Genomic DNA, 22,543 nt, shown 5'->3' on the forward strand with positions numbered 1-22,543 from the left:
GTCAAGTGAAACAGGGGAACGAATATGAAAGAAGTACACTATTTCCCTATTGATCGCTATGGATACGATTTTATTCCACCCGAATTCGTCCCTGCAGGAAAAGATGAGTACTGGCTCAGGAATAAACAGGTTCAGGCAGAAAATAAACATTGGCGGGGCCTTGAAGCTTCGGAAATAGAAATTCTTGTAAAGAACAATAACTATTGCTCCAATTGGGATAACCTTCTGGTTTCCGATCCCTTTGATGCACGCCTTATCAGGGATTCTCAGTTTTATGGACTCGTTCGTTTGGGTAAGCTGGAACGGCTTCTTATCCAGCATCATGATTTTCGAATCCCTACGGGGATTCGCAATAGTACGATTATTTCCTGCGATATTGGGGATAACTGCGCTATCCAGGATGTCAGGTACCTTTCTCATTACATTATCGGAGACACGGTGATCCTTTCCCGGATCGATGAGATGCAGTGTACCAACCATGCTAAGTTTGGGAATGGGATCCTGACGGACGGAGAAGAGGAATCGGTTCGGATCTGGATCGATGTGATGAACGAAGCCGGGGGGCGCTCCATCCTTCCCTTTGAGGACCTTATCCCCGCCGATGCCTATCTGTGGGCGAGCTACCGGGACGATGCAAGACTGGTCCAGCGTCTTGCAGAAATTACCCAGGCCCAGTATGGGGCCCCCCGGGGGCGGTATGGAATGGTGGGGCCGGCCACGGTTATTAAAAGTTGTAGAATAATCAAGGACGTGTACATTGGTTCCTGCGCCTATATTAAGGGAGCCAATAAACTGAAGAACCTTTCCATCCTTTCCAGCGAGGCAGAGCCCAGCCAGATAGGTGAGGGCGTGGAATTGGTGAACGGTATTGTGGGCTATGGCTGTCGGGTCTTTTATGGGTGCAAGGCGGTCCGTTTCGTGATGGGTCGAAACTCGGCATTGAAATATGGGGCCCGGCTTATCCACTCCGTCCTTGGCGACAATTCTACCGTGTCGTGCTGTGAAATTCTTAATAACCTTATTTTCCCCTTCCATGAGCAGCATCACAATAATTCCTTTTTAATTGCAAGCCTTGTGCAGGGACAATCAAACATTGCGGCGGGGGCCACCATTGGTTCAAACCATAATAGCCGTGCCAACGATGGGGAACTCCGGGCCGGGCGGGGGTTCTGGCCGGGCCTCTGTGTAAGCCTGAAACACCCCAGTCGATTTGCGTCGTTTATCATTATCGCAAAGGGCTCCTATCCCTATGAACTCCATATCCCCTTACCCTTTAGTCTGGTAAACAATAATGTTTTCCGGGATGAGCTTGAGGTAATGCCCGCCTATTACTGGATGTACAACCTCTATGCCCTGGAGCGAAACAGTTGGAAATTTCGGATGCGGGATAAGCGGGTAACCCCGGTGCAACGGATTGAGACTGAGTACCTCGCCCCTGACACGGCCTCTGAAATTCTGAACGCCATGGAGTTATTAGAGCTCTGGGTAGGCCGGGCCTACCGTGCAGCCCAGGGGAAAGACAGTCCCCGTCCTGAAAGGGGAGGGACCGCAAAAGGAGGTTCCCTGTCCACGGACGAAGAACTCCGTGCCCTGGGCCGGCGTCTTTTGCTCGAGGAACCGGCCGTGGTGGATAGTCTCGACGTGTTGGGAGAAGGGCTTGAGCGGAGCAGTCGGCCCTGTCGTATTCTCAAGGTTCGGCAGGCCTATGAAGCCTACCGGGACATGCTCCGGTATTATTGTATAAAAACCCTCGTCCTGTCGGAACCGCCTGCGGTGAAAGAAGCCGCCCGCAGGATCTTCGAGACAAAAAACCTCACTTTGAACAGTGAAAGTGGAGAGACAACGGGGAACAACTTCTTCCTGGTGGCCGCCTTATCGAAGGTTGCCTCAACAGGTGGAGGTGCCTCGGCGGAGCTGTCTTCCCCTGCTGCCTGGGAGAACTTCGGAGGACAGCTGGTACCCGCCTCGCGGGTCGATGCCTTGCGGCAGGCGATTCGCGAAGGCCGGATCTGTTCCTGGGATGAAATCCATGCCACCTACGAAGAATGGTTCCGTCGGTATCCGGAGGATCGTCTATCCCATGCTCAGCAACTGGTATGCATCCTTTTTGAACGAGGTCTTATGGCTTCGTGGATGCAGGAAAGTACCCTTCAGCCAGCGCCGCTTGTGGAGGAACTAAAAAAGGTATACGCCCTTTCCCAGTGGATGGAAAACGAGGTGCGCCACAGCAGGGAAAAGGATTATACCGATCCCTTCCGGGCGATTACCTACCGGAACAAAGAGGAGATGGAGGCGGTGCTGGGGCGACTTGAGGATAATCCTTTTATTGGAGTTTTCCAGGAAGAATGCCGAAAATTTAGAGAAATCTTACAACGATTCATAGAAAAATGGAGTTCTTCCATATGAAAAGTTTGAGCGATTACACCAGTAGTACCGCTGCAACGGAACTGTATGCCTTTCTTGCGGAGCTTGTGGTCAATGAAGAGGTAACCAGTTTTTCCCAACTCATGGAACTGGTGGAAAAACTCCCCCGGGATAACCGTTTTATGGCGGTAATCCCCCGCATTTTTAAGCTTATTCAAAAACTCCAGTGGGGCTTCTTTCGGGATATCGATCCTGAACAGTATCCCAAGATATGGAAAGAGGTGGTGGTTCCCCATCCCGAATTTAAGCAGTGCGGGGACTTAAAACGGAACCTGACTATTTCTGATATCTATGTGGGGATTCTGGATCTCCATGGGTATACACGGTTTTGTGAAAAAAATAAGAATAACCTTTCCATGTTGCAGATGCTGGACGACCTGATTCAGGTAGATCTTTTGAATATTGCCAAAAAGTATAATGTGGTGTTCCAGCGACGCCAGGGGGACGAAATGGTACTGGTGGGGGCTTCCGCGGCGGATGTCCTGGCGGTTACCCTCCTGGTGATTCAAGCCTTTTCTAAGCAGCGAACCATCCATTTTAAGGGTGATGATGCATTGCGGACCGGTAACAGTGTGATCCTGGAAGAAATGCATGTTTCTGCGGGCATTGCGGGGGGTAAGAAATTTACCCCCTTTATTATCACCAAGGATGGGGATCTTTCCGGCGGCGTTATCAATACGGCGGCCCGGCTTCAGGGTCGGGCAAATGAGCTATCCAGTACCCGTTCCTGTATTATTGTGAGTAGAACCGTCTACAGCAGTTTTGTCTCCGAGATGAAAGTTTCCCCCCATCCCTTCTTTTCTAAGGTCGAGGTAAAATTCTTTGACTCCGGCTGGATCAGTTTTAAAGGTATTTCGGTGGCGGTCCACGAGGTGCTGTTTACGAGTCAGGATATGAACCGCCTGCTGTACGAAGAGCAATTCCAGAGCCTGTATAAAGCCATCGACAACGGGGCATGGAAAGATGGGATTTTTATCTCCCTTATGCATCTTTTAATGAAGATCTTTAAGGTTATCCCCAAATTTCGAATTACCGTAAGCCTCCATGGGAAAAACGAGGTGTTAGAAAATGAGGATTGTATCAAACTTGCCCAGGATACGGCGAACCTGTTTCGGATAACCCAGAACTACGGAGCCGCCATTGCTTCCCTGGGGCGCCTTGTGGAATGCATCGAGGCGATCCCTAACTTTGACCGTCTCTGTCTCGAGTATAGCCGCTGTATTTATGCAGCCTACAAAGATGTTCAAGAAGAATTCGAAAAACGGGTGGAAGAAAAAATAGAAGAAAAAATTCCCCAGGTCTTGCCTGCAAAATATAAGGCCGCCTATGAGGAAGGAAAACGGGGCGCAGAGATTTATCAGAAATTAAAGGACCGGGTATTTCAAACCCTCACGCCTCTTGAACTATCTCTTCTCTGGTCCTCCGTGGTTGACGGGACCTTGAAAAACAAGGAAATATCGATTCATTCGGGAAAGAAATAACCCCGGGGGGACCTTTACTGTTTTTTCCTTTCTCGAATTTTCGAAAACCGGTAGAGGGTTCCATTCCTTATGCAATGCTATCTTTTGCTATGTTGAGGATTTTCGTCTCTGCCCCCAGGGCAAGACCCTGGTCTCGCTGCATTGGATTCACAATAAGGATGCTGTCGGATCGATCAAGAGAAAAGAACGGTTTTTCCGCAGGATAGCCTTCCCCTCGTTTTGCGGAAAACGCTACCCGTCCCGAAGGGCCGCAGAGGATAAAGCGGGTTCGGCCTGCCTTGTTAAGCATGGGTTCTGAAACAACGCGGAAGGGTCCCAGCAATGTGGGATCCTTCGTCGTAGTGGGCAAGGGGGGGGCTCCCGGATCAGGGATTTGCGTCGCTTCCTTTCCTGTCGCTCCCTTTTTTATAGCAGTCACCGTATCGGGAAAAAGGTCCTTTCCATCGTCCAATAATAGTTCCTTTTTTTGAAACACAAAGGCCGTGGTTTTAATCAGGTCTTTATTCAGGCCGAGCCGCTGGGCAAGGAGACGGGTAGTGGAGGGGAGAAAACTGCGGAAATGGCTATGGCAGGTCTGGTTGGAACCCGTGAGGGCTGGGCAGGAAGCGGTATAGAAACAGGGGGCCCAAATCTCCAGGGTATCGATGGTAAGGAGCCGGTCTCGCAGAGCAAGGGCTTCCCGGCTACTGGTCATGGTGGCCGGTTCTAGGATGATAAGAAGCCCCCCCCCTCTTAAAAGGGAGAGTACCCCCATAAGAAAGGCGAAGCGACGGTCAATGCGATCTTCCCTATCGGGCCACAGTTCATTGAGGACATGCCCAAGGAAAACGACGTCATACTGTCCCTGAGGAAGAGGGTCCTCTCCTGCTTTCCAGAGGGGAACCCCCTGGTAGGTGTATCCTGCCTGCTGGGCGAGAAAAGCCCCTATCTCTACCGCTTCTGAACTCCGGTCACAGGCGGTAATATGGATAGGGGTGTCACTGCCCCGGCTCCGAAGCCAATCGGCCACGGCAATGCTCCCCGGTGCGGGGCCAGCACCCACATCAAGGATACGGATCGGCTCGGAGGGTACGGTTTTCAGTATGTTCCCGGAGGTAGCTTCGTTTTCCCAGGCCTTTCTGGCTTCTACCATATTGAGCATTCCCTCTACCTGGGCTCGAGAGATAAACCAGTAGAATAAAAGGTAACTTCCCAGTAGGGCCCTTTCCTGCATATATGAGCGACCCACCAGATCTCGGTTTCCCGTGAGACCTCGCTGGAGAGTGAGTAGGTCCTTTTGCACCGCTTCAATTTCTATGGGTGTAAGGGGCCCCTGCCACTGGCGAGAGCGGAGCGTGTTTTGCAGAGAACCTAACCAATCGGCCATATCGTTGTGTGACCGATGCTCCCCTGAGGTGTAGCGGACACGATGGGGCTCCCTCAAGGCTCGCCAGATGGCCCGGCAGAGCCCTTCCCAGCGGCCGGTGGCCCTCTGAAACAAAGGGACATTAGTCTGTTGGGTGTTTTTCCCCATGCAGTGGTCTCCGTTACCCATGGATTTGTGTATGCGGTCGGTCATAGCCAGGGCGGGGCGTTTTTCTCTTTTATTACCCTTTGTGGGGGAATCTTTGGGGTAACCTTTTTACTGAATGGGTTTAGCCGTATATCCCGCATCGGCAATGGTCGAAATGATTTCTTCCGCCGGCGCTTCCGATTCCACTTCTACCCGTTTGCCCGCCACATCGATGGACCATGCCTGAGCCTTGCCCCATTCTTTTAATGATGCTTCGATATGCATCTTGCAGTGATTGCAACTCATATCGGGAACAGAAAAGACATATTTCATAGGATCACTCCTTCTACATACAATATTGTACTGGGCCGAGGGCCCGCTCTTCCCTCTTCTATTTTTTTGCCCACAGTTGCACCAGTTCTATCAGGGTGCGGGTTGCCACGACCATGTCCGAAAGGCTTACCCATTCGGTCCGGCTGTGAAAGTTGTGTCCCCCGGTGTAAATGTTGGGGGTCGGTATGCCCATTTCGGTAAGCCGGGACCCATCGGTTCCACCTCGGATGGGCTTTAAGTAGGGTTCTACGCCGGCCTTTCGGGCTGCTTCCATAAGCAGGGCCAGGACTTCGGGCCGTTCATCAATCTTTTGTTTCATGTTTCGATACTGGAATTGGGGACGAACCTCCACCCGTCCGCCGGGGAATTGGGCTTCCACGGTCTTTGCAAAGCTTTCGAGGGCCCCAAGCCGCCGTTCCATTTCCTTTTCATCAAAGTCTCGAAGGTAAATCTCCAGAGAAGCCTCTTCCAGGTCTCCCTTTATTTCGATGGGGCAATAATACCCGTAGTAGCCATCGGTGGCTTCGGGGCTTTCTGAGCGGGGTAACAGGGTGGCGTAGGTAGCCGCCATGAGGGTGGCATTGGCAAGTTTCCCTCGGGCCTGCCCTATGTGAATCGCCTTGCCGTGAAAGTACACGTCCGCCTTGTAGGCGGTAAAACATTCGGCCTCTATTTCTCCCGCCGGTCCTCCATCGAGGGTGTAAAAGGCAGTGGCCCTCATGTGTTCCCGGGGGAACTCGGGGAGCCCCTTGCCGGTTTCTTCGTCGGGGGAAAACACTATTTCGAGGGGCCCATGGGGCACTTCCGGATGGTTTTTAAGGTACCGGAGAAGGGTCATGATTTCGGCGATTCCTGCCTTGTCATCGGCCCCTAAAAGGGTGGTCCCATCGGTATGGATGATGGTATCCCCGATGCGCTCTGCCAGGGCTTCATCGCTGGTAGGATCCAGAACCACCCCGTCCTGAAGGGTAATTCGCTCGCCCTGATAGTTTTCACAGACGATAGGGTGTACGTCCTTACCGGACACATCGCTTGCCGTGTCCATATGGGCAAGGAACCCAATGGTGGGGGCTCCTTCGTAGCCTTTGCTCGCCGGTAAGCGGCTAATCACATAGCAGTGATCCGTCAGCGTTACTTCGGGAATACCGAGTTCCTGAAGTTCCTTTACCAGCAGTCGGGCCAGATCCCATTGGCCGGGGGTAGAAGGAGTTTCGGCAATATGGCGATCACTGGTGGTCCATATCTGGGCATAGCGAATAAAAGAAGAACGCAGGGATTCTACCAGTTCTGAATCTCCAAGGCGCTCCTTAAAAGTTTTGGGATTCTTCGTTGTTTTCATACATATATAATGCTGAATATTTTGGTCAGGGTAAAGAGGGAGGGGGCTAACTCCCTCTTTTGCCTCCTCCTCAACCTAGGGATTAAAGCGGAACCAGCCGAAGTCAAAGGATGAGCCGGGCAAAAACACGAAGGAAAGGTTTAGCTTTTTCCCCCGAAAACTTGACGGCAGTTCTGCAAGGGGGAAGGTCTCTTCCCCATAGTCTTGGGTATGGGTAAATTCTACCAGTTGAACCGCTGTTTCTAAACCATCGCTGAACCGCAGATGAATGCTGTTTTTATCGGTCCGGGAACGGCCATAGATGGTGATGGACCGGGGAAGGGTTTCCTCAAAAAGAAGCTCCGTAAAGGTGATGGTAACGTTGTTGCCTATTTCTTCGATGCCCTGTTCGGCAAGGCGGAAACTATCTCCGTAGAGTTCGTCGTAGTCCAGAGCGCGTATAGTGGTAAAGGTGCGGTTCTGTTTTTCAAACACGAAGCCCTTGATGTGCATCTTCGCGGTGGTAACAAAATACAGGGATTGGAGTCCCCGAAGGCGTCGCTTTAACCGGTAGGTTTCTTCCTGATACACATTCCAGATGCTCTTTTTCTGGTATACCAGGTCCCCCAATAGGGTGCTCCCCGGTTTTTGTGGGTGTCCATCCCATACTTCAAGATGATAGGCTTCGTCATTCAACGTAAAGATTGGCAACATAATGGTATCTGAACCGTGGGAACCAAAATCAAGGTCCCTGTAGCCGACGATGGTCATGCTGTCCCGGGCGGTGGCAATCCCCTGTTCGTTACCCGGCCCCAGGTCTCCGTTTGAATCATCATAGAGGCCCGCCGAAATGAACTGGTACGGGTCCTTGTGGAGGTTCCCGAATCCCCGGGCGGTAAATTCCAGTTGGGAGATAAGGCGCACCGTGTTAGTCCCGTTGGTGCTCATACATCGAACCCGGAACTCCCCATCTCCCCGGGGACGGACTATGGCCCGGTTCCCCTGGGGGTCTATCTTGGCCAGGGGGGTCTCGATACCGCTTGCGGTAACCACCGACCAGGAAAGGTCCTGGTAACTCGTGTTTGCCGGGTACAGGCGGGCTTCCAGGGTAGCCTCTGGACTCTCAGGTGTGAGATTCTGGTTCCCGTCCAAGAGCAGTAGTTCAATTTTCCTGAGGGGAATTTCCTCTTCATTTCCCGTATGAATGGGCCGGGGGCTGTTCCGTGCTATGACGTTGTAATGACAAAGGTCTTGCTTTTCTGAGGGAACGGCGGTAAGGGTAATAGTGGCCGCCTCTAATCCAGGACTATGCACCCTAATGGTAAGGGGGCCTACTTCCTTGGTGGCTCCCACTAGGGCCATAAGTTTGCCATTAAAAAGACGGCGACTGGTGCCTTTGTAGGAGTCGTAATCGGTGCTGTCCCCATTATCAAGTCCGATGAGTCGACCCGCACCGGTCACTTCCACCATTACCCGGTTGCTGGCATTTTCTACAGGGTTGCCTGCGGCATCTTCCATGCTGATGGTGACAAACAGGAGGTCTCTGCCGTCTGCTTCAAGATACGGTTTAGAAGGAGAAAGGATTATTCGGGCGGGATCCCCAAAGGAACGACGGACGGCCCTTGCGATACATCGACCTGTTTCATCATATGCCAGGGCTACCAGTTCTCCCGGTTCGTAGGGGATTTTCCATGTGGCTACCTGATCCGTTCCCTGGTGGTGGTCTATATCCTTAGTTCCGATACATCGGCCGTTACAATACAGGGCAATCCGGGGCGCATTGGAACAGACCCGGACATCGATGAGTTGTCCCGGATTCCAGTCCCAGTAGGGGAATATGTGGATCATCGGTGCCCTTTTGTAATCGGTCCATGCGGCTTGATAAATATAGTAGGAATCTTTAGGAAAGGCGGCCGTGTCAATCTGCCCAAAGTAGGAATTCTTAGTGTGATAGGGAGTGGGTTCGCCGATATAATCAAAGCCGCTCCAGATAAACATCCCCAGGGAAAAGGGCGTATCCCGGTCAGCGGCGATACAGGCTTCGTGGGAACGGGCTCCCCAACTGGTGGGGCTATTCCCCAGGGCAGAACACTGCTGGTCTACCTCAGCGAGGATGGTGCATTCATAGGGGAAGTGATACACCCCCCTGCTTTGAACCACCGAGGCGGTTTCACTGCCATAGATTACCCAGTGGGGGTACCTGCGGTGGTGTTCCTGGTAGTATTTTTCCGCATAGTTATACCCCGCGTAGGTAAGAATATCCGCACACTTTTGGGCATTTTCCCAGGGCATAAAATTAGAACCAATGGTAACCGGCGCATTCCCTTTGGGATCGTGACGGCGAACCTCCTGTAACAAGAGCCAGGTGAGTTCCTGTCCCCGTTGGTCTGCGTGGGTATCGTAAATTTCATTACCGATACTCCACATCAAAAGACTCGGATGGTTCCGATCCCGGCGAATCCAGCTTGCCACGTCTTTTGCGTACCACTGAGGGAAAAACCGGGCGTAGTCGTAGGAAGTTTTGGGGCGTTCCCACATGTCAAAGGCTTCTGAAAGGATAAAAAAGCCCATTTCATCGGCCAGGTCCATCAGGGCCGGGGCACACATGTTGTGGGCAGTCCGGATGGCGTTTACCCCCATCTTTTTAAGGAGGCCCAGGCGATACCGCATAGCTTCTTTATTAAAGGCTGCCCCCAGAGCGCCCAGGTCATGGTGTTCGCAGGTACCATGGAGTTTTAAGGGAACCCCGTTTACAAAAAGCCCTTTTTCGGGGTCAAAGTTCAAAGTTCGGAAACCGATGGAATTTCGCTGTACTTCGATACACTGGCCGGTACTATCTAATAGGCGCGTTTCCAGGGTATACAGGTGGGGAGTATCGGGGCTCCAGAGAAGGGGATTCTGGACCCGGAATTGTTGGGTATCCCGATTCATCAGGGGCAGGAGGGGCCGTTTGCTGGTAGCAATACACTTTCCCTGATACGAGAGTCGATGTTCCAGTTCCAGGTTTGACTGAGGGGACCCTTCTCTTTCTGCAAAGATGGCGGTTTCTTCCTGTTTTGTTTTTGTTGCTTCCCAGGCAGGATTCCCCTGCACCAGTTCGGTTTCAATTTCTACAAGCCATTCTCCCTGAATCTGGCGTACCGTCACATATATCCCATGGGTGGGAATATAGGCCTGTCCTCGAGTCATGAGGTATACATCCCGGTATATCCCTGCGCCAGAATACCAGCGGCTATTGGGACTTTGATGCACTACCTTAAGGATTACCTCATTGGTTCCTTTTTTAAGGAAGGGAGTAATCTCGTGTTCAAAGGAGGAATACCCGTATTTCCACTGACCTGCCTCAAGGCCATTCACGTAGAGGGTGCTATCCATGTAAACCCCTTCAAAATAAAGGGCCACATGGCTGTTTTCATCGCGATCTAAGGAAAAACGTTTCCGATACCAGCCAATACTGTCTTCGTAAAGTTTTGTGCTATCCTCGATAAGCCAATCGTGGGGAATTTCTACAGGAGAAAAGGGAAGCCCTTCCCAGGAGGTACCCCCCAGGGGCGTTTTTGCAAATTCCCAGCCATCGTTCCAAAGGTATTTCTGATTCATACAAGCTCCTATGAAAAATATGGGTGAATATCTTTTTATCCCGCGGGTCCCGAAAAGGCAGCGGTCATGTCAGTCTTATGTTCTGGAAGCAGGCCACTCCTTATAGCGGATCTTCCCTTCCTGGGCTTCTTCGTACCGGGCCATCATGAAAAGTAAGTCCGAAAGACGGTTCACATACCGCAGGGTTGGGCCGTCCACTGCTTCGGTATGAGACAGGGCAACGATGCGCCGTTCTGCCCGTCGGCAGATGCTGCGGCATATGTCGAGCCGGGCAGAGGCAGGGGTGGCCCCGGGAATCACAAAGCCTTTAAGGGGAATTTCTGCTTCTAATTGGTGAACCAAACTGGTAAGGCGTTCCACATCCTCATCCGTCACGGGGTATATATAGGCTCCTGGCGTGGAGGTTGCCAAAGAGCCGGCCACCCTGAAGAGGTCCTCCTGTATGGTCTCGATAAGACCCTGTATGCGAAGGGTGTGCACCATATGGCGGGCATCTCCCAGAAAGGAATTGAGTTCGTCTATGGTACCGTAACTTTCTACACGAAGGGAATCTTTGGGTACCCGTTCACCCGACCACAGGCTTGTGGTCCCGTTATCGCCGGTTTTGGTGGATATGCTCATGTCGACACCTCGTTAGGGTATTATGAGAACTTCCTGCTCCCTGTACAAGATGTAAAATTACAAGAAAAACCTGTAAAAATTGGTTGACAGGATAAAAGATATGCTAATATACTAGTATCCATGGATGGAACACAACGGACAATTAAATTGAGAAGGCGGGAGCAGTACTGGCGACGGTATTGGTCCCTGTATGCGATGCTGTCGTTGCCATTGGTATATTTTTTCATCTTTCGGTATATACCAATGACCTATATCCAGATTGCCTTTAAAAACTACAGCATCGTGAGGAGTCCCTGGGAGATGCCCTGGGCGGGAAACTATGGGTTTGAATATTTTATTAAGGCCTTTGCAAACCGGGACTTTCTCAATGCCCTGCGGAATACCCTGATGCTCAACTTGCTCGACCTGGTGATGGGCTTCCCCGCTCCTATTATTCTGGCCCTTATTCTGAACGAGCTTCCCTATAAACGGTTTAAGCGGGTAACGCAAACGATTGCGTATATGCCCCACTTCCTCTCCTGGGTTATCATTGCAGGAATGGCCCTTCAGTTGCTTGCTCCCACAAGCGGTCTTATCAATATTTGGTTGCAAAAGATGGGGATTCAGCCTATTCCGTTCCTGAACCAGCCGGGTCACTGGGTGGGAACCTACGTGGTATTGGGAATCTGGCAAAGTGTGGGATGGAATACGATTATATATCTTGCGGCTATTACGAGTATCAATCCGGAACTCTATGAAGCGGCCGCCATCGATGGGGCGGGCCGTCTCCGGCGAATCTGGCATGTAACGTTGCCGGGTATTCGTTCCACTATTATTGTGCTCCTCATTCTTTCGTTAGGAAGGATCCTGGGAAGTGATTTTGATCGGCCCTTTGCCCTCCGGAATCCCCTGGTAAAAGATGTGTCCGATGTAATTTCTATCTTTGTATATAACTATGGGGTACGGGGGCTCCAGTTCTCCCTAACTACGGCGGTAGGATTGTTCCAATCGGTGGTAAGTGTAAGTTTCTTGCTTCTGGCGGATAAGCTCGCCAAAAAGTTTGGCGAACGGGGCATTGTGTAATGGGGGAGTGCCATGGTTAAGTCGAGAGAATCAAAATATTTAGATTACATACTGGTAGCGATTTGTTTAGGGGTTATCGTTGTTTGTATCCTTCCCATGATAAATCTTCTAGCCCGCTCTTTGAGTTCGGCGGAATATCTTATCCGGAATGAGGTAACCCTCTGGCCAAAGGGATTTAATATTGAAGCCTATAAACTGGTGTTGGGAGATAGCAAGTACACCTGGGCCATGGTGTGGACGGCGATTATTACGGTGGCGGGGACCTTCCTTTCGTTGTTCATGACCACCATATGCGCCTACCCCTTAACCTATGATAAGCTGAAGGGGAGGAAATTCTTTAGCACCTATATTCTTTTTACCATGTATTTTAGCGCGGGGACCATTCCGATGTATCTTCTTCTTAAGGATCTGCGCCTCTTAAATCATCCTCTGGTATTGATTGTTCCCTACTGTTTAAGCGTCTTTAACATGATCCTTATGCGGAACTATCTGTATACCATTCCTGATAGTTTAAGAGAATCCGCAGAAATCGATGGGGCAAGCCCTACCAAGATTCTTACCAGTGTGTACCTTCCCCTTTCTACTCCGGTTATTGCGACCCTGGCCCTGTTTTATGCGGTAGGCCGCTGGAACGGGTTTTCCGATGCCCTCATGTTCATGAATAAGCGGGAATACTGGCCGATTCAATTGTTACTGTACAACCTGATTAATGCGGTATCCAGTATCGAAACCTATTCCCAGGAAGGATTTACCCAGCCCGGTCTTAGTGAAACCCTGAAGGCGGCGGCAATTATGATTGCCACGATTCCCATATTGCTCGTGTATCCCTGGTTGCAGCGTTACTTTATCCAGGGAGTTACCCTTGGGGCTATTAAAGAATAATGAGGGTACCCCTAACCTGTGTGTACGGCCCATGCAAAAATTGCGGGTCTTAAGAGGCTCCTTCTCGGGGGGAGAAGGGGAGCGCTTTTTAAGAAGGATCCTAGCCACTCCGTAAGGGGTGGTTATCATAAACAAGGAGGATAAAGCTATGAAGAAGGCTTTATTGGTATTATTGAGTCTCCTCGTGGCGGTTACCCTGGTGGTCGCTGAAGGCCAGGCAGATAAGGGGGCTACTGCAGGTAGTAAAATCCCCGATGACCCCGGCTTTGTGAATGGCCGTTTTACTACCACGCGGACTATTACGGTGGAAGTCTATGATCGAGGTACCGGGGTAGCGCCGGAGAATAACTTCTTTGCCCGGTTTATTCAGGAAGGGGTGCTTCGGGATCATAACATTAAGGTGATCTTTAAGCCCGTACCGCGGTGGACCGAGGTCCAGGTGCTGAACAACCTGCTTGCGGCGGGGGAAGCGCCAGATATTTGTGTTACCTACGACTATCCTACCATTCAGACCTATGCCAACATGGGTGGTGTAATGGACCTTAATCCCTATCTGGAAAAGTATAAACCATATCTCAAAGATCTGTGGGATCTTCTGGGCGATGCAAACATCTACTTTGATCAGGATCCGGTAACCAAGCAATTGTGGGCCATTGAAGCGATCCGCAAGCCCAATACCCGCACCACTACCTTTATTCGGGAAGACTGGCTTAAGAAGCTCAATCTGCCTGAACCCAAAACCCTCGCCGAATTCGAAAAGACCCTGCGGGCCTTCCGGGACAATGCGGAAAAACTTCTGGGGAAAGACAAGGATAAGATGATCCCCTTCTTCCTGACGGTAGATGTGGGGTGGTATATTTCGGCTCTGGCGGACTCTTTCGTTCCCGAAAAAACCACCGATGAAACCCTCTATATTTATGGGTTTGATGATCGCCGCCTCCTGTGGCCTCGCTATAAGGAAGCCGTACGGGTAGTGAACAAGTGGTACAACGAAGGTCTTATCTGGAAAGACTTTGCCCTTTATCCCGTAGGTGATCCTACTGGGGATAACCTGATTAAAGCAGGATATGTAGGCGCCTTTATCCAGAACTGGGATCTTCCTTACCGGGATGGGGAAAAGGGAATCCATGGGAGTCTCCAGAAGCTTGTTGGCCCTGAAGCGGCTTACATTGCGATTGATACCTTCAAGAATGATGCAGGGAAGTATCGCAAGTATCTCGGTCCTGCGGTAGACCGGAAGGTCTTCTTTACCGCTAAGAACAAGGAACCCTTAGCTTCTTTGATTTATTTGAACTGGATTAGTAAATTGGAAAACCGGAAATTCCTAGCTATTGGAGAAAAGGGCGTACACCATGAGGTGCTCCCAGATGGAACAGTAAAACTCTTACCTAACCCAGAGGGGGATAAGAAAGTCAACTCCCTCTATAATATCGACTATACGATCACGCTCAACGGATTTGATTTGGGTGATCCCACTTTAACGGCTAAATCGATGGCCCTTGGGTACGGTGGGGTGGATCCCAAATATATCGAGCGGGCCTACAAAACCCAGATTACAGATGTACGGCTGCTTCCCGTATTCCGGGTTGGCGAAATCAAGTCCGAACAGGGTATGGGACCCGCATTGGCTGAAAAGCGGAATAACCTCCTTGTGCAGTCGGTAGTAGCTAAGGTCAGTGATTTTGATAAGGTCTTTGATGCGGGTATGAAAGATTACCTGAGCTCGGGTGGTCAGGCCATTATCGATGAGCGGAGGGCGAAGCTGGAAGAAATGAAGAAAGCCGCGGCTACAAAGAAGTAACTCGCTGGAATATCAAAACGTGAAACATAAAAATTAAGACGCGTTTTTTAAGAGACCGCTCTTGTGGGGGCGGTCCCTTTTTGTTTTTTTTGTATGAGATATGAGAATAGAAAGTTTTTCTTTTTGAATTTGATAGAAAAAGAGCGAACGTTTTTATTCATTGAGCGTACAGTTTTCCATAGAATGGAACTTTCTATCTTGACAATTTTCAAGGTGTACTAATATACTAGTATCCATGAATATTACCTTCCGTTGGTTTGGCAAAGAATACGATTCGGTAACCCTGGATAAGATTCGACAGCTTCCGCATGTAACCGGCATTATTAGTACCCTCTATGGGAAACCCGCCGGGGAAGAGTGGCATAGGGATGAAATTCGGGCCCTTAAAGAAACCATAGAACGTTCGGGCCTTTCCCTTTTAGGGATAGAAAGTGTCAATGTTCATGAATCTATAAAGGCCGGTTTCCGGGATCGGGACAGGTATATTGAAAACTACCAAAAGACCCTGGTTGCCCTTGGAGAAGAGGGAATACGCCTGGTGGTGTATAACTTTATGCCCGTCTTCGATTGGGTGCGGGCGACCCTGGCAAAACCCCGTCCCGACGGAACGGCGGTGCTTTCCTACGACGATGAGCTTGTAAAAGAACTGGGGCCGGAGAAGTTGTTTGATTGGCTTTCGAAACAGGCGAACGGTTTTATTCTGCCTGGCTGGGAACCGGAACGGCTTGCACGGGTGCGGGAACTCCTGACGTATTATCATGATTGTTCAGAGGAGACCCTTTTTAATAACCTGGTGTACTTTTTAAAAGCGATTACCCCTGTGTGTGAGCGATACGATATAAAACTCGCGGTTCATCCCGATGATCCTCCATGGGGACTTTTTGGGATACCCCGGATTGTCACAAATCTGGCTAACCTGAAGCGGATCCTCGCGGCAGTTCCGAGTCCTTCGAATGGAGTGACGGTGTGTACCGGTTCCCTCGGCGCCAATCCGGCTAACAATGTAATCCAGATTATTCAAGAACTAAAAGACCGGATTCACTTTGTACATGTCCGTAATCTTAAATTTATTGGTCCAGGAAAATTTGACGAGACTTCCCATCTCTCTTGCGATGGGGACCTGGATATGTATCGGATCATGAAAACCCTCTATGACAGCGGTTACGACGGCTGTATGCGACCGGACCATGGCAGGGCTATCTGGGGAGAAATTTCTATGCCGGGGTATGGGCTATACGACCAGGCCCTGGGATCGGCCTACATGTATGGCCTGTGGGAAGCCCTTTCAAAGGAATATCCCCGGAAAAAATGAAAGCCCGCGGAGGATAGCGGTAATAGAATTTTGTTTGCTAAGGTTTATACCTATTCTGTAGGTGAACAGGTGAACAAACCTGGTGGAAGAAGGTTGTGGTAAAATGGGGATCTTTAAGTTAACTGTGTTGGTCCCTACAGGACGTGGAGGAATGAAAGATGAATACCTATTCTCGGTGCTGGCTTGATTATGAAAATCCCTATCTTAAAAAGGGTAGCTATACGATTTTCCGGGAACAAATTCAGAAAGACATAGCCTTTTATGCTATCGATCCTTCGTTGGAAAACACAGAAACAGGCCGGGTGCTGACCAAAGAGGTGGGAAACTTTTTTTCCCGCTTTTTTGAGTATTCCCTTACCAAGGTCCCGAAATCTGGCAATCGGACCCTCTCTCTTGGCCTTTTTTCGTGGCCCGAGGTCCAGAAGCTTTTGGAGGGAGTTCCTCTTCCAAAGTATCCTGAAGCTTTTATGATTAGATATGTCTCCCCGGAGAAGGGCTTGGTCGTTGGGGCTAAGGACCCCAAAGGCCTCGTGTATGGGGTGTTTCGCCTCTTTTCGCTCCTGCAACAGGGGATCTCGTATACTACCCTTACCCTTATCGAAGAACCCCGAAATCCCCTGCGAATACTTAACCACTGGGATAACCTGGATGGTTCTGTAGAACGGGGATATGCGGGGCGTTCTATTTTCTTTGAAAATAACAAGATCACCGATGATACGGATCGATTAACCGACTATGCCCGCCTTCTTGCATCGATAGGAATAAACGGGGTGGTCATCAACAATGTGAATGTAAAAGAGCGGGCGCCCTTTCTGCTCACCGGAGAATACCTGCCGGATCTGGTCCGTTTGGCTCAACTGTTCCGCCCCTATGGGGTGCGGTTGTATCTAAGCGTTAATTTCATGAGCCCCGTCATTGTGGGAGGTCTCGATACGGCGGACCCTCTGGAAGAACGGGTGCAACGATGGTGGCAAGAACGGGCAGCGGTCCTTTATAAAGCTATCCCCGATTTTGGGGGTTTTCTGGTTAAGGCCGACTCGGAGTATAACCCGGGGCCCCACACCTATGGTCGTTCCCAGTCAGAGGGGGCCAATATGCTTGCCCGGGCCCTGCGTCCCCATGGGGGGCTGCTTATTTGGCGGGCCTTTGTGTATAAGCTTCAGGATTGGCGGGATAGAACCATTGATCGGGCCCGGGCGGCCTACGATATTTTTCATCCCCTGGATGGGGATTTTGATGATAATGTAATCCTCCAGATTAAGAATGGTCCCCTGGATTTTCAGGTTCGAGAGCCCGTGGCGCCCCTGTTTGGGACTATGGAAAAAACGAACCAGATCCTCGAACTGCAGATTACCCAGGAATACACGGGGCACCAGATCGATCTCTGTTACCTGGCTCCCCAATGGCAGGAGATACTTTCCTTCGATCCCCATATTGAAGGAAAGCCCGCAACGGTGGCTTCTATTGTCAGTGGTTCTACCTGGGGCCGGCCCCATGGAGGAATGGCGGCGGTGGCAAACATTGGGCGAGATGCTAATTGGACAGGCCACTGGCTTGCCCAGGCCAATTGGTATGCCTTTGGGCGCCTTGCCTGGGATCCTACCCTTTCTGCTCAAACCATTGCCCAGGAGTGGGTACGGCGCACCCTGAGTAATGATGAATCCATGGTGAATCGGGTGGTTGCGATACTCCAGAAATCCTGGCCGGTCTATGAAAAATATACCACCCCCTATGGACTGGGGTGGATGGTAACTCCGGGGACCCATTATGGCCCGAGTCCCGAGGGCTATGAATATTCGATCTGGGGAACCTACCATCGGGCTACCCACACAGAAATTGGGGTTGATAGGACAAGTACCGGTACGGGGTACACAACCCAGTATCGCCCCTACTGGCGGGATAGATATGATAAGCGGGAGACCTGTCCAGAGGAACTTATTTTGTTCTTCCATAGGCTTCCCTATACCTATGTGATGAAAAACGGCAAGACCCTCATTCAAAACTACTACGATGCCCACTTTGAAGGTTATGAGGAAATGCGGGCCCTTCAGGAAGAGTGGAACCGTTTAGAAGGCTCTGTTGATCCGGTTGTCTTTACCGAAGTACAGCAACGTTTTGTGCAGCAGGAGGAAAATGCCCGGCAATGGCGGGATGTGATTAACAGCTTTTTCTACCGAAAAAGTGGCATCCCCGATGAAAAGGGGCGGCCCATTTATTAACAATGACAGAAAGGGTGCGCGACGGAAGGTAATTCGATTCAGCGGGGCCTTTTTAGGTTCCTATCAGAAAAATGTCCGATAGCAAAAAGAAAAATAAAAAACTATGCTAAAAAGGCGCTCCTAAAAATTATCCCCTGAGGGGAAAAAGCCCAAAGAGTGCCCTTCCGCTTTGCGGAAGAAGAGAAGGAGTTATTCCATGACAAAACAGACAGAAGGCTCTCAGAACCATCAAGAACGGATACAGGCGTTGATCCGTGAGATGAGTCTCGAAGAAAAGATGGGGCTCATGATCCACCGAGCGCGGGGGATTCCCCGCCTGGGAATCCCCGATTACAACTGGTGGAACGAGGCTCTCCACGGGGTGGCAAACAACGGGGAGTCCACGGTTTTTCCCCAGGCTATAGCCCTGGGGGCCACCTTTGATCCCGACCTGGTGCATCGGGTGGCCACGGCGATTTCCCTGGAAGCCCGGGCAAAGTTCAACGCCGTGGGAAAACATCAGGCAGATAGATACCATCGGGGACTTACCTTTTGGGCCCCCAACATCAACATCTTTCGGGATCCCCGCTGGGGACGGGGGCAGGAGACCTATGGGGAGGACCCCTACCTGACAAGCCAGTTAGGAACCTCCTTTGTACGGGGTATCCAGGGGGATGATCCCTATTACCTCAGGGCCGCAGCCTGTGCCAAGCACTATGCGGTCCACTCCGGCCCTGAAGGGTTACGGCATACCTTTGACGCCCGGGTAAGCCCAAAGGATCTGGAAGAAACCTACCTCCCCGCCTTTAAAGCCCTGGTCCAAGCAGGGGTGGAAAGCGTCATGGGGGCCTATAACCGGGTGAATGGGGAACCCGCCTGTGGGAGTCCCTTCCTTTTGCAGAAAAAGCTCCGGGGGGAATGGGGATTTACCGGCCACGTCGTATCCGATTGCTGGGCGATTTGTGATTTCCATAAGAACCACAGGGTAACCGCCGATGTGCTTGAATCGATCGCCCTGGCTCTTAAAACCGGCTGTGACCTAAACTGTGGCGATGCCTATCGATCCCTGGCGGAGGCCCTGGAAAAGGGGTATATCAGCGAGGAGGATATTGATCGGGCGGTTGGCCGGCTTCTTACTACCCTTGATAAATTGGGCCTTATCCATGACGATGGACCCTATCAGAAGATTAGCCTTTCCCAGATCGATTGGAATGTCCATGGGAAGCTGGCGTTAGAGGCGGCAGAAAAATCCCTGGTCCTGCTAAAAAATAATGGGATTCTCCCCTTAAAGAAGGAAAACCTCTCATATATCTATGTTACCGGTCCTAATGCCACCAATATCGATGCCCTCCTGGGTAACTATGCGGGGGTTTCCTCAAAGCTCAAGACTGTACTGGAAGGTATTGTGGAAGCGGCGGGCCCTGAAATTACGGTTTGCTACAAGAAGGGGTGTCCCCTGGCGGAAAAACGGATTAACCCCAATGACTGGGCCAGCGGGGTCACCAAGTACGCCGATGTCACCATTGCGGTGATGGGGCGGGATATCAGTGTAGAGGGGGAAGAGGGGGATGCCATCCTTTCGCCCACCTATGGCGATTTTGAAGACCTTAATCTTAGCGAAGAGCAACTCAATTACTTACGGCGCCTGAAAGAAGGGGGAAAACCCCTGGTGGTGGTTCTCCTGGGGGGGGCTCCTATTTGTTCTCCGGAGCTTCACGAACTGGCCGATGCGATTCTTATGGCCTGGTATCCCGGACAGGCGGGGGGCGATGCGGTAGCCCGGGTCCTCTTTGGAAAAACAAACCCTTCTGGCAAGCTTCCCGTAACTTTCCCGCGCTCGGTACATCAGCTTCCCCCCTTTGAAGATTATTCCATGCGGGGCAGAACCTATCGATACATGGAAGAAAGTCCCCTGTATCCCTTTGGCTTTGGGTTAAGTTATACCAGGATGGGTATACAAAAGCTGCAGGCCGCGTGGTCCGGCGATGGCCGAAAAGAACTGGATCTTGCTGTTTCTGTCAAGAATGAAGGGCCCCTGGCGGGGGAGGAGGTGCTCCAGGTGTACTATCACTGGAGTGATGCCCCCTTCCCGGTTCCCCGCTGGTCCCTGGTGGCTTTTAAGCGGTGTACCCTTGCTCAGGGTGAACAAAAAGAGGTGCGGTACCAGATTCCCTTTGAACAGCTTGCCTGTATTGACCCTGAAGGCCATAGGGTGTTGCCAAAGGGAACTATCGAAATTTATGTAGGTTTTGCTTCCCCGGGGAATCGGGCCCAGGAACTCGGAGCCCCTGAAGGGAGGCTCATTCACATACAATGCCCGTAGGAGCCCCTGAAGGGCGGTGCTAAGGGCCAATGTCCCTGAAAACCCAGAGGTGGTCTCAAGGGGAGGGGGACTGCGTTTTTGTCTGCGGTTCCTGTCCGCCGGGAGATGTTGTACACACCAGAGGAGATAGCAGGGAAAGGGAGGAAGTAAGATGAAACTGAGCATCATTGGAGCGGGTAGTGTGCGCTATGCGCTTAAGTTGATTGGAGACCTGGCAAAAACGCCGGAACTCGCCTCGAAAAAGCCTGAGATCTGTCTCATGGACATAAACGAGGCGCGACTTGAGGCGGCCTTTGTTCTGGCCCGGCGCTACTGTGACGAACTGGATGCACCGATCACTATCACTAGGACCCTTTCCTTGGAAGAAGCGGTGGAAGGGGCGTCCTATGTGATAAATACGGTTCTCGCCTATCCCACCACGAAAGAGCATGATGGTTTTACTTCCTGGGAAAAATTAGTGGCGGTGGGGGAAAAACACGGCTACTATCGGGGGGTGGATGCCCAGGAATTCAACATGGTATCCACCTACACCTATGCCCTGTGTAGTTATTACGATCTCAAGGTAGCCCTATCGGTGGCTCGAGCCATGGAGCAAAAAAGCCCCCGGGGCGTTATCCTTCAGACGGGGAACCCCGTTTTTGAGATTACCCAACTGTTGCGCCGCTCTTCGCCGGTGGAAACCATTGGTTTCTGCCATGGTCATGGAGGGGTCCAGGAGGTTTGCCGGGCCCTGGGGCTCCCCTTTGAGGAAGTGGACTGGCAGGTCGCGGGGGTGAATCACGGGATCTGGCTTAATCGTTTCATGTATCAGGGGAAGAATGCCTACCCTCTGCTGGACCGATGGATCCAGGAAAAGCTCCCTTCCTGGCGATCTACCGGTCCCTGGGATATTCAGATGAGTCCCGCCGTGATGGACATGTATCAGTTTTATGGGCTCCTTCCTATCGGGGATACCTGTCGTAATGGAAGCTGGAAGTATAACTATAATCTTAAAACAAAAAAGAAGTGGTTTGGATCTTTTGGAAGCATCGATAATGAGATTGAGCGACCAAAACTTCATCGAGGGCTCCGGGCCGCAAAAGAGCGGTTGCTTCGGATTGCCCAGGAGGTTCGTTCTGATTCCTCTATACGGGTCACGGAACGGTGGCCCGATATCTTCCCCAGGGAAGCCTTAAGTGGCGAGCAGCAAATCCTCTTTATTCTGGGGCGAGAAACGGAAAAAGCCCAGCGGCTTGTCCTCAATCTTCCTAACGAAGGAACCATTCAGGGAATTCCCGATGATGTGGTGGTGGAAATACCGGTGATGGTCGAAAGGTCCGGAATCCACCGCGAACCGATTGAACCGGCCCTTCCTCGTCGTATCATTACCATGTACCTTATGCCCCGCATTCTGCGAATGGAATGGGCCCTGGAAGCCTTTACCACCGGCGATCGACGGGTGCTGGAGGAAATCCTTATTCGAGATCCCCGGACCCGTTCCTATGAACAGGTGCAGAAGGTCTGGGATGCAATCTTTGCGCTTCCCTTCCACGAAGAACTACGGCAACATTTTCACGTTTCCAAAAAATAGGTTTCTCTTTGAAGGGGCGACCTCTGGGTGCCCCTCGCAGAAGAGGGGTGTTGTCTGGCCTCTGGCTGGTGGCCCCCCTCGCAGAAGGGGGAGCCGCCGGAGAATACCCCTTTCCCACATATTCAC

Annotated in this window: 14 protein-coding genes; 9 read left to right on the top strand and 5 right to left on the bottom strand. The window is 51.2% G+C overall.

Going from position 1 to position 22,543, the window contains the following annotated elements; genetic code table 11:
* The first annotated feature begins 24 nt into the window (after window positions 1-24).
* Complete coding sequence (locus tag C5O22_RS03260) at window positions 25-2,406, top strand: DUF4954 family protein (protein ID WP_132779769.1); 2,382 nt, start codon at window positions 25-27, stop codon at window positions 2,404-2,406.
* Complete coding sequence (locus tag C5O22_RS03265) at window positions 2,403-3,905, top strand: nucleotidyl cyclase domain-containing protein (RefSeq protein WP_132779770.1); 1,503 nt, start codon at window positions 2,403-2,405, stop codon at window positions 3,903-3,905. The genes C5O22_RS03260 and C5O22_RS03265 overlap by 4 nt, the downstream gene beginning before the upstream one ends.
* A gap of 67 nt (window positions 3,906-3,972) precedes the next feature.
* Here C5O22_RS03265 and C5O22_RS03270 read toward each other — a convergent pair whose 3' ends face one another.
* From C5O22_RS03270 to C5O22_RS03290, 5 genes are all read right to left on the bottom strand, one after another.
* The gene (locus C5O22_RS03270) at window positions 3,973-5,439 is read right to left on the bottom strand and encodes a small ribosomal subunit Rsm22 family protein (RefSeq protein ID WP_207895337.1); all 1,467 of its coding nucleotides are present in this window, start codon (window positions 5,437-5,439) and stop codon (window positions 3,973-3,975) included.
* 87 nt (window positions 5,440-5,526) lie between these two features.
* Window positions 5,527-5,730, bottom strand: coding sequence for a heavy-metal-associated domain-containing protein (locus C5O22_RS03275; RefSeq protein WP_132779772.1), 204 nt, complete (start codon window positions 5,728-5,730; stop codon window positions 5,527-5,529).
* Window positions 5,731-5,788: 58 nt separating this feature from the next.
* Window positions 5,789-7,069, bottom strand: coding sequence for a peptidase T (pepT, locus tag C5O22_RS03280; RefSeq protein ID WP_132779773.1), 1,281 nt, complete (start codon window positions 7,067-7,069; stop codon window positions 5,789-5,791).
* 75 nt (window positions 7,070-7,144) lie between these two features.
* The gene (locus tag C5O22_RS03285; RefSeq protein WP_132779774.1) at window positions 7,145-10,648 is read right to left on the bottom strand and encodes a glycoside hydrolase family 2 TIM barrel-domain containing protein; all 3,504 of its coding nucleotides are present in this window, start codon (window positions 10,646-10,648) and stop codon (window positions 7,145-7,147) included.
* Window positions 10,649-10,723: 75 nt separating this feature from the next.
* A complete protein-coding gene (locus C5O22_RS03290; protein ID WP_132779775.1) occupies window positions 10,724-11,269 on the bottom strand; it encodes a cob(I)yrinic acid a,c-diamide adenosyltransferase in 546 nt (181 codons plus the stop codon).
* Window positions 11,270-11,389: 120 nt separating this feature from the next.
* Here C5O22_RS03290 and C5O22_RS03295 point away from each other — a divergent pair, with 120 nt between their 5' ends.
* The 7 genes from C5O22_RS03295 (at window position 11,390) to C5O22_RS03325 (ending at window position 22,417) form a co-directional block, all read left to right on the top strand.
* Window positions 11,390-12,331 (top strand): ABC transporter permease, encoded by a 942-nt coding sequence (locus C5O22_RS03295; RefSeq protein WP_132779776.1) that lies wholly within the window; start codon window positions 11,390-11,392, stop codon window positions 12,329-12,331.
* Between the two features lie 12 nt (window positions 12,332-12,343).
* The gene (locus tag C5O22_RS03300) at window positions 12,344-13,213 is read left to right on the top strand and encodes a carbohydrate ABC transporter permease (RefSeq protein WP_132779777.1); all 870 of its coding nucleotides are present in this window, start codon (window positions 12,344-12,346) and stop codon (window positions 13,211-13,213) included.
* Window positions 13,214-13,361: 148 nt separating this feature from the next.
* Window positions 13,362-15,014 (top strand): extracellular solute-binding protein, encoded by a 1,653-nt coding sequence (locus C5O22_RS03305; protein ID WP_132779778.1) that lies wholly within the window; start codon window positions 13,362-13,364, stop codon window positions 15,012-15,014.
* Window positions 15,015-15,249: 235 nt separating this feature from the next.
* Complete coding sequence (gene uxuA / locus C5O22_RS03310; protein WP_132779779.1) at window positions 15,250-16,326, top strand: mannonate dehydratase; 1,077 nt, start codon at window positions 15,250-15,252, stop codon at window positions 16,324-16,326.
* A 158-nt stretch (window positions 16,327-16,484) separates the two neighbouring features.
* Window positions 16,485-18,545, top strand: a complete 2,061-nt coding sequence (locus C5O22_RS03315) for an alpha-glucuronidase (RefSeq protein WP_132779780.1) — start codon at window positions 16,485-16,487, stop codon at window positions 18,543-18,545.
* Window positions 18,546-18,741: 196 nt separating this feature from the next.
* Window positions 18,742-20,847, top strand: a complete 2,106-nt coding sequence (locus C5O22_RS03320) for a glycoside hydrolase family 3 N-terminal domain-containing protein (RefSeq protein WP_132779781.1) — start codon at window positions 18,742-18,744, stop codon at window positions 20,845-20,847.
* A gap of 151 nt (window positions 20,848-20,998) precedes the next feature.
* Window positions 20,999-22,417: a family 4 glycosyl hydrolase gene (locus C5O22_RS03325; RefSeq protein WP_132779782.1), complete on the top strand. Its 1,419-nt coding sequence runs from the start codon at window positions 20,999-21,001 to the stop codon at window positions 22,415-22,417.
* The last annotated feature ends 126 nt before the right edge of the window (window positions 22,418-22,543 follow it).

Source organism: Treponema sp. J25 (assembly GCF_004343725.1).
Classification (GTDB): domain Bacteria; phylum Spirochaetota; class Spirochaetia; order Treponematales; family Breznakiellaceae; genus J25.

What these genes read in the sequence shown, in the direction of transcription:
- C5O22_RS03275 (WP_132779772.1), bottom strand. Translation starts at nt 5,730, where the DNA reads ATGAAATATGTCTTTTCTGTTCCCGATATGAGTTGCAATCACTGCAAG.
- uxuA (WP_132779779.1), top strand. Translation starts at nt 15,250, where the DNA reads ATGAATATTACCTTCCGTTGGTTTGGCAAAGAATACGATTCGGTAACC.
- C5O22_RS03300 (WP_132779777.1), top strand. Translation starts at nt 12,344, where the DNA reads ATGGTTAAGTCGAGAGAATCAAAATATTTAGATTACATACTGGTAGCG.
- pepT (WP_132779773.1), bottom strand. Translation starts at nt 7,069, where the DNA reads ATGAAAACAACGAAGAATCCCAAAACTTTTAAGGAGCGCCTTGGAGAT.
- C5O22_RS03295 (WP_132779776.1), top strand. Translation starts at nt 11,390, where the DNA reads ATGGATGGAACACAACGGACAATTAAATTGAGAAGGCGGGAGCAGTAC.
- C5O22_RS03270 (WP_207895337.1), bottom strand. Translation starts at nt 5,439, where the DNA reads ATGGGTAACGGAGACCACTGCATGGGGAAAAACACCCAACAGACTAAT.
- C5O22_RS03325 (WP_132779782.1), top strand. Translation starts at nt 20,999, where the DNA reads ATGAAACTGAGCATCATTGGAGCGGGTAGTGTGCGCTATGCGCTTAAG.
- C5O22_RS03265 (WP_132779770.1), top strand. Translation starts at nt 2,403, where the DNA reads ATGAAAAGTTTGAGCGATTACACCAGTAGTACCGCTGCAACGGAACTG.
- C5O22_RS03315 (WP_132779780.1), top strand. Translation starts at nt 16,485, where the DNA reads ATGAATACCTATTCTCGGTGCTGGCTTGATTATGAAAATCCCTATCTT.
- C5O22_RS03290 (WP_132779775.1), bottom strand. Translation starts at nt 11,269, where the DNA reads ATGAGCATATCCACCAAAACCGGCGATAACGGGACCACAAGCCTGTGG.
- C5O22_RS03285 (WP_132779774.1), bottom strand. Translation starts at nt 10,648, where the DNA reads ATGAATCAGAAATACCTTTGGAACGATGGCTGGGAATTTGCAAAAACG.
- C5O22_RS03320 (WP_132779781.1), top strand. Translation starts at nt 18,742, where the DNA reads ATGACAAAACAGACAGAAGGCTCTCAGAACCATCAAGAACGGATACAG.
- C5O22_RS03305 (WP_132779778.1), top strand. Translation starts at nt 13,362, where the DNA reads ATGAAGAAGGCTTTATTGGTATTATTGAGTCTCCTCGTGGCGGTTACC.
- C5O22_RS03260 (WP_132779769.1), top strand. Translation starts at nt 25, where the DNA reads ATGAAAGAAGTACACTATTTCCCTATTGATCGCTATGGATACGATTTT.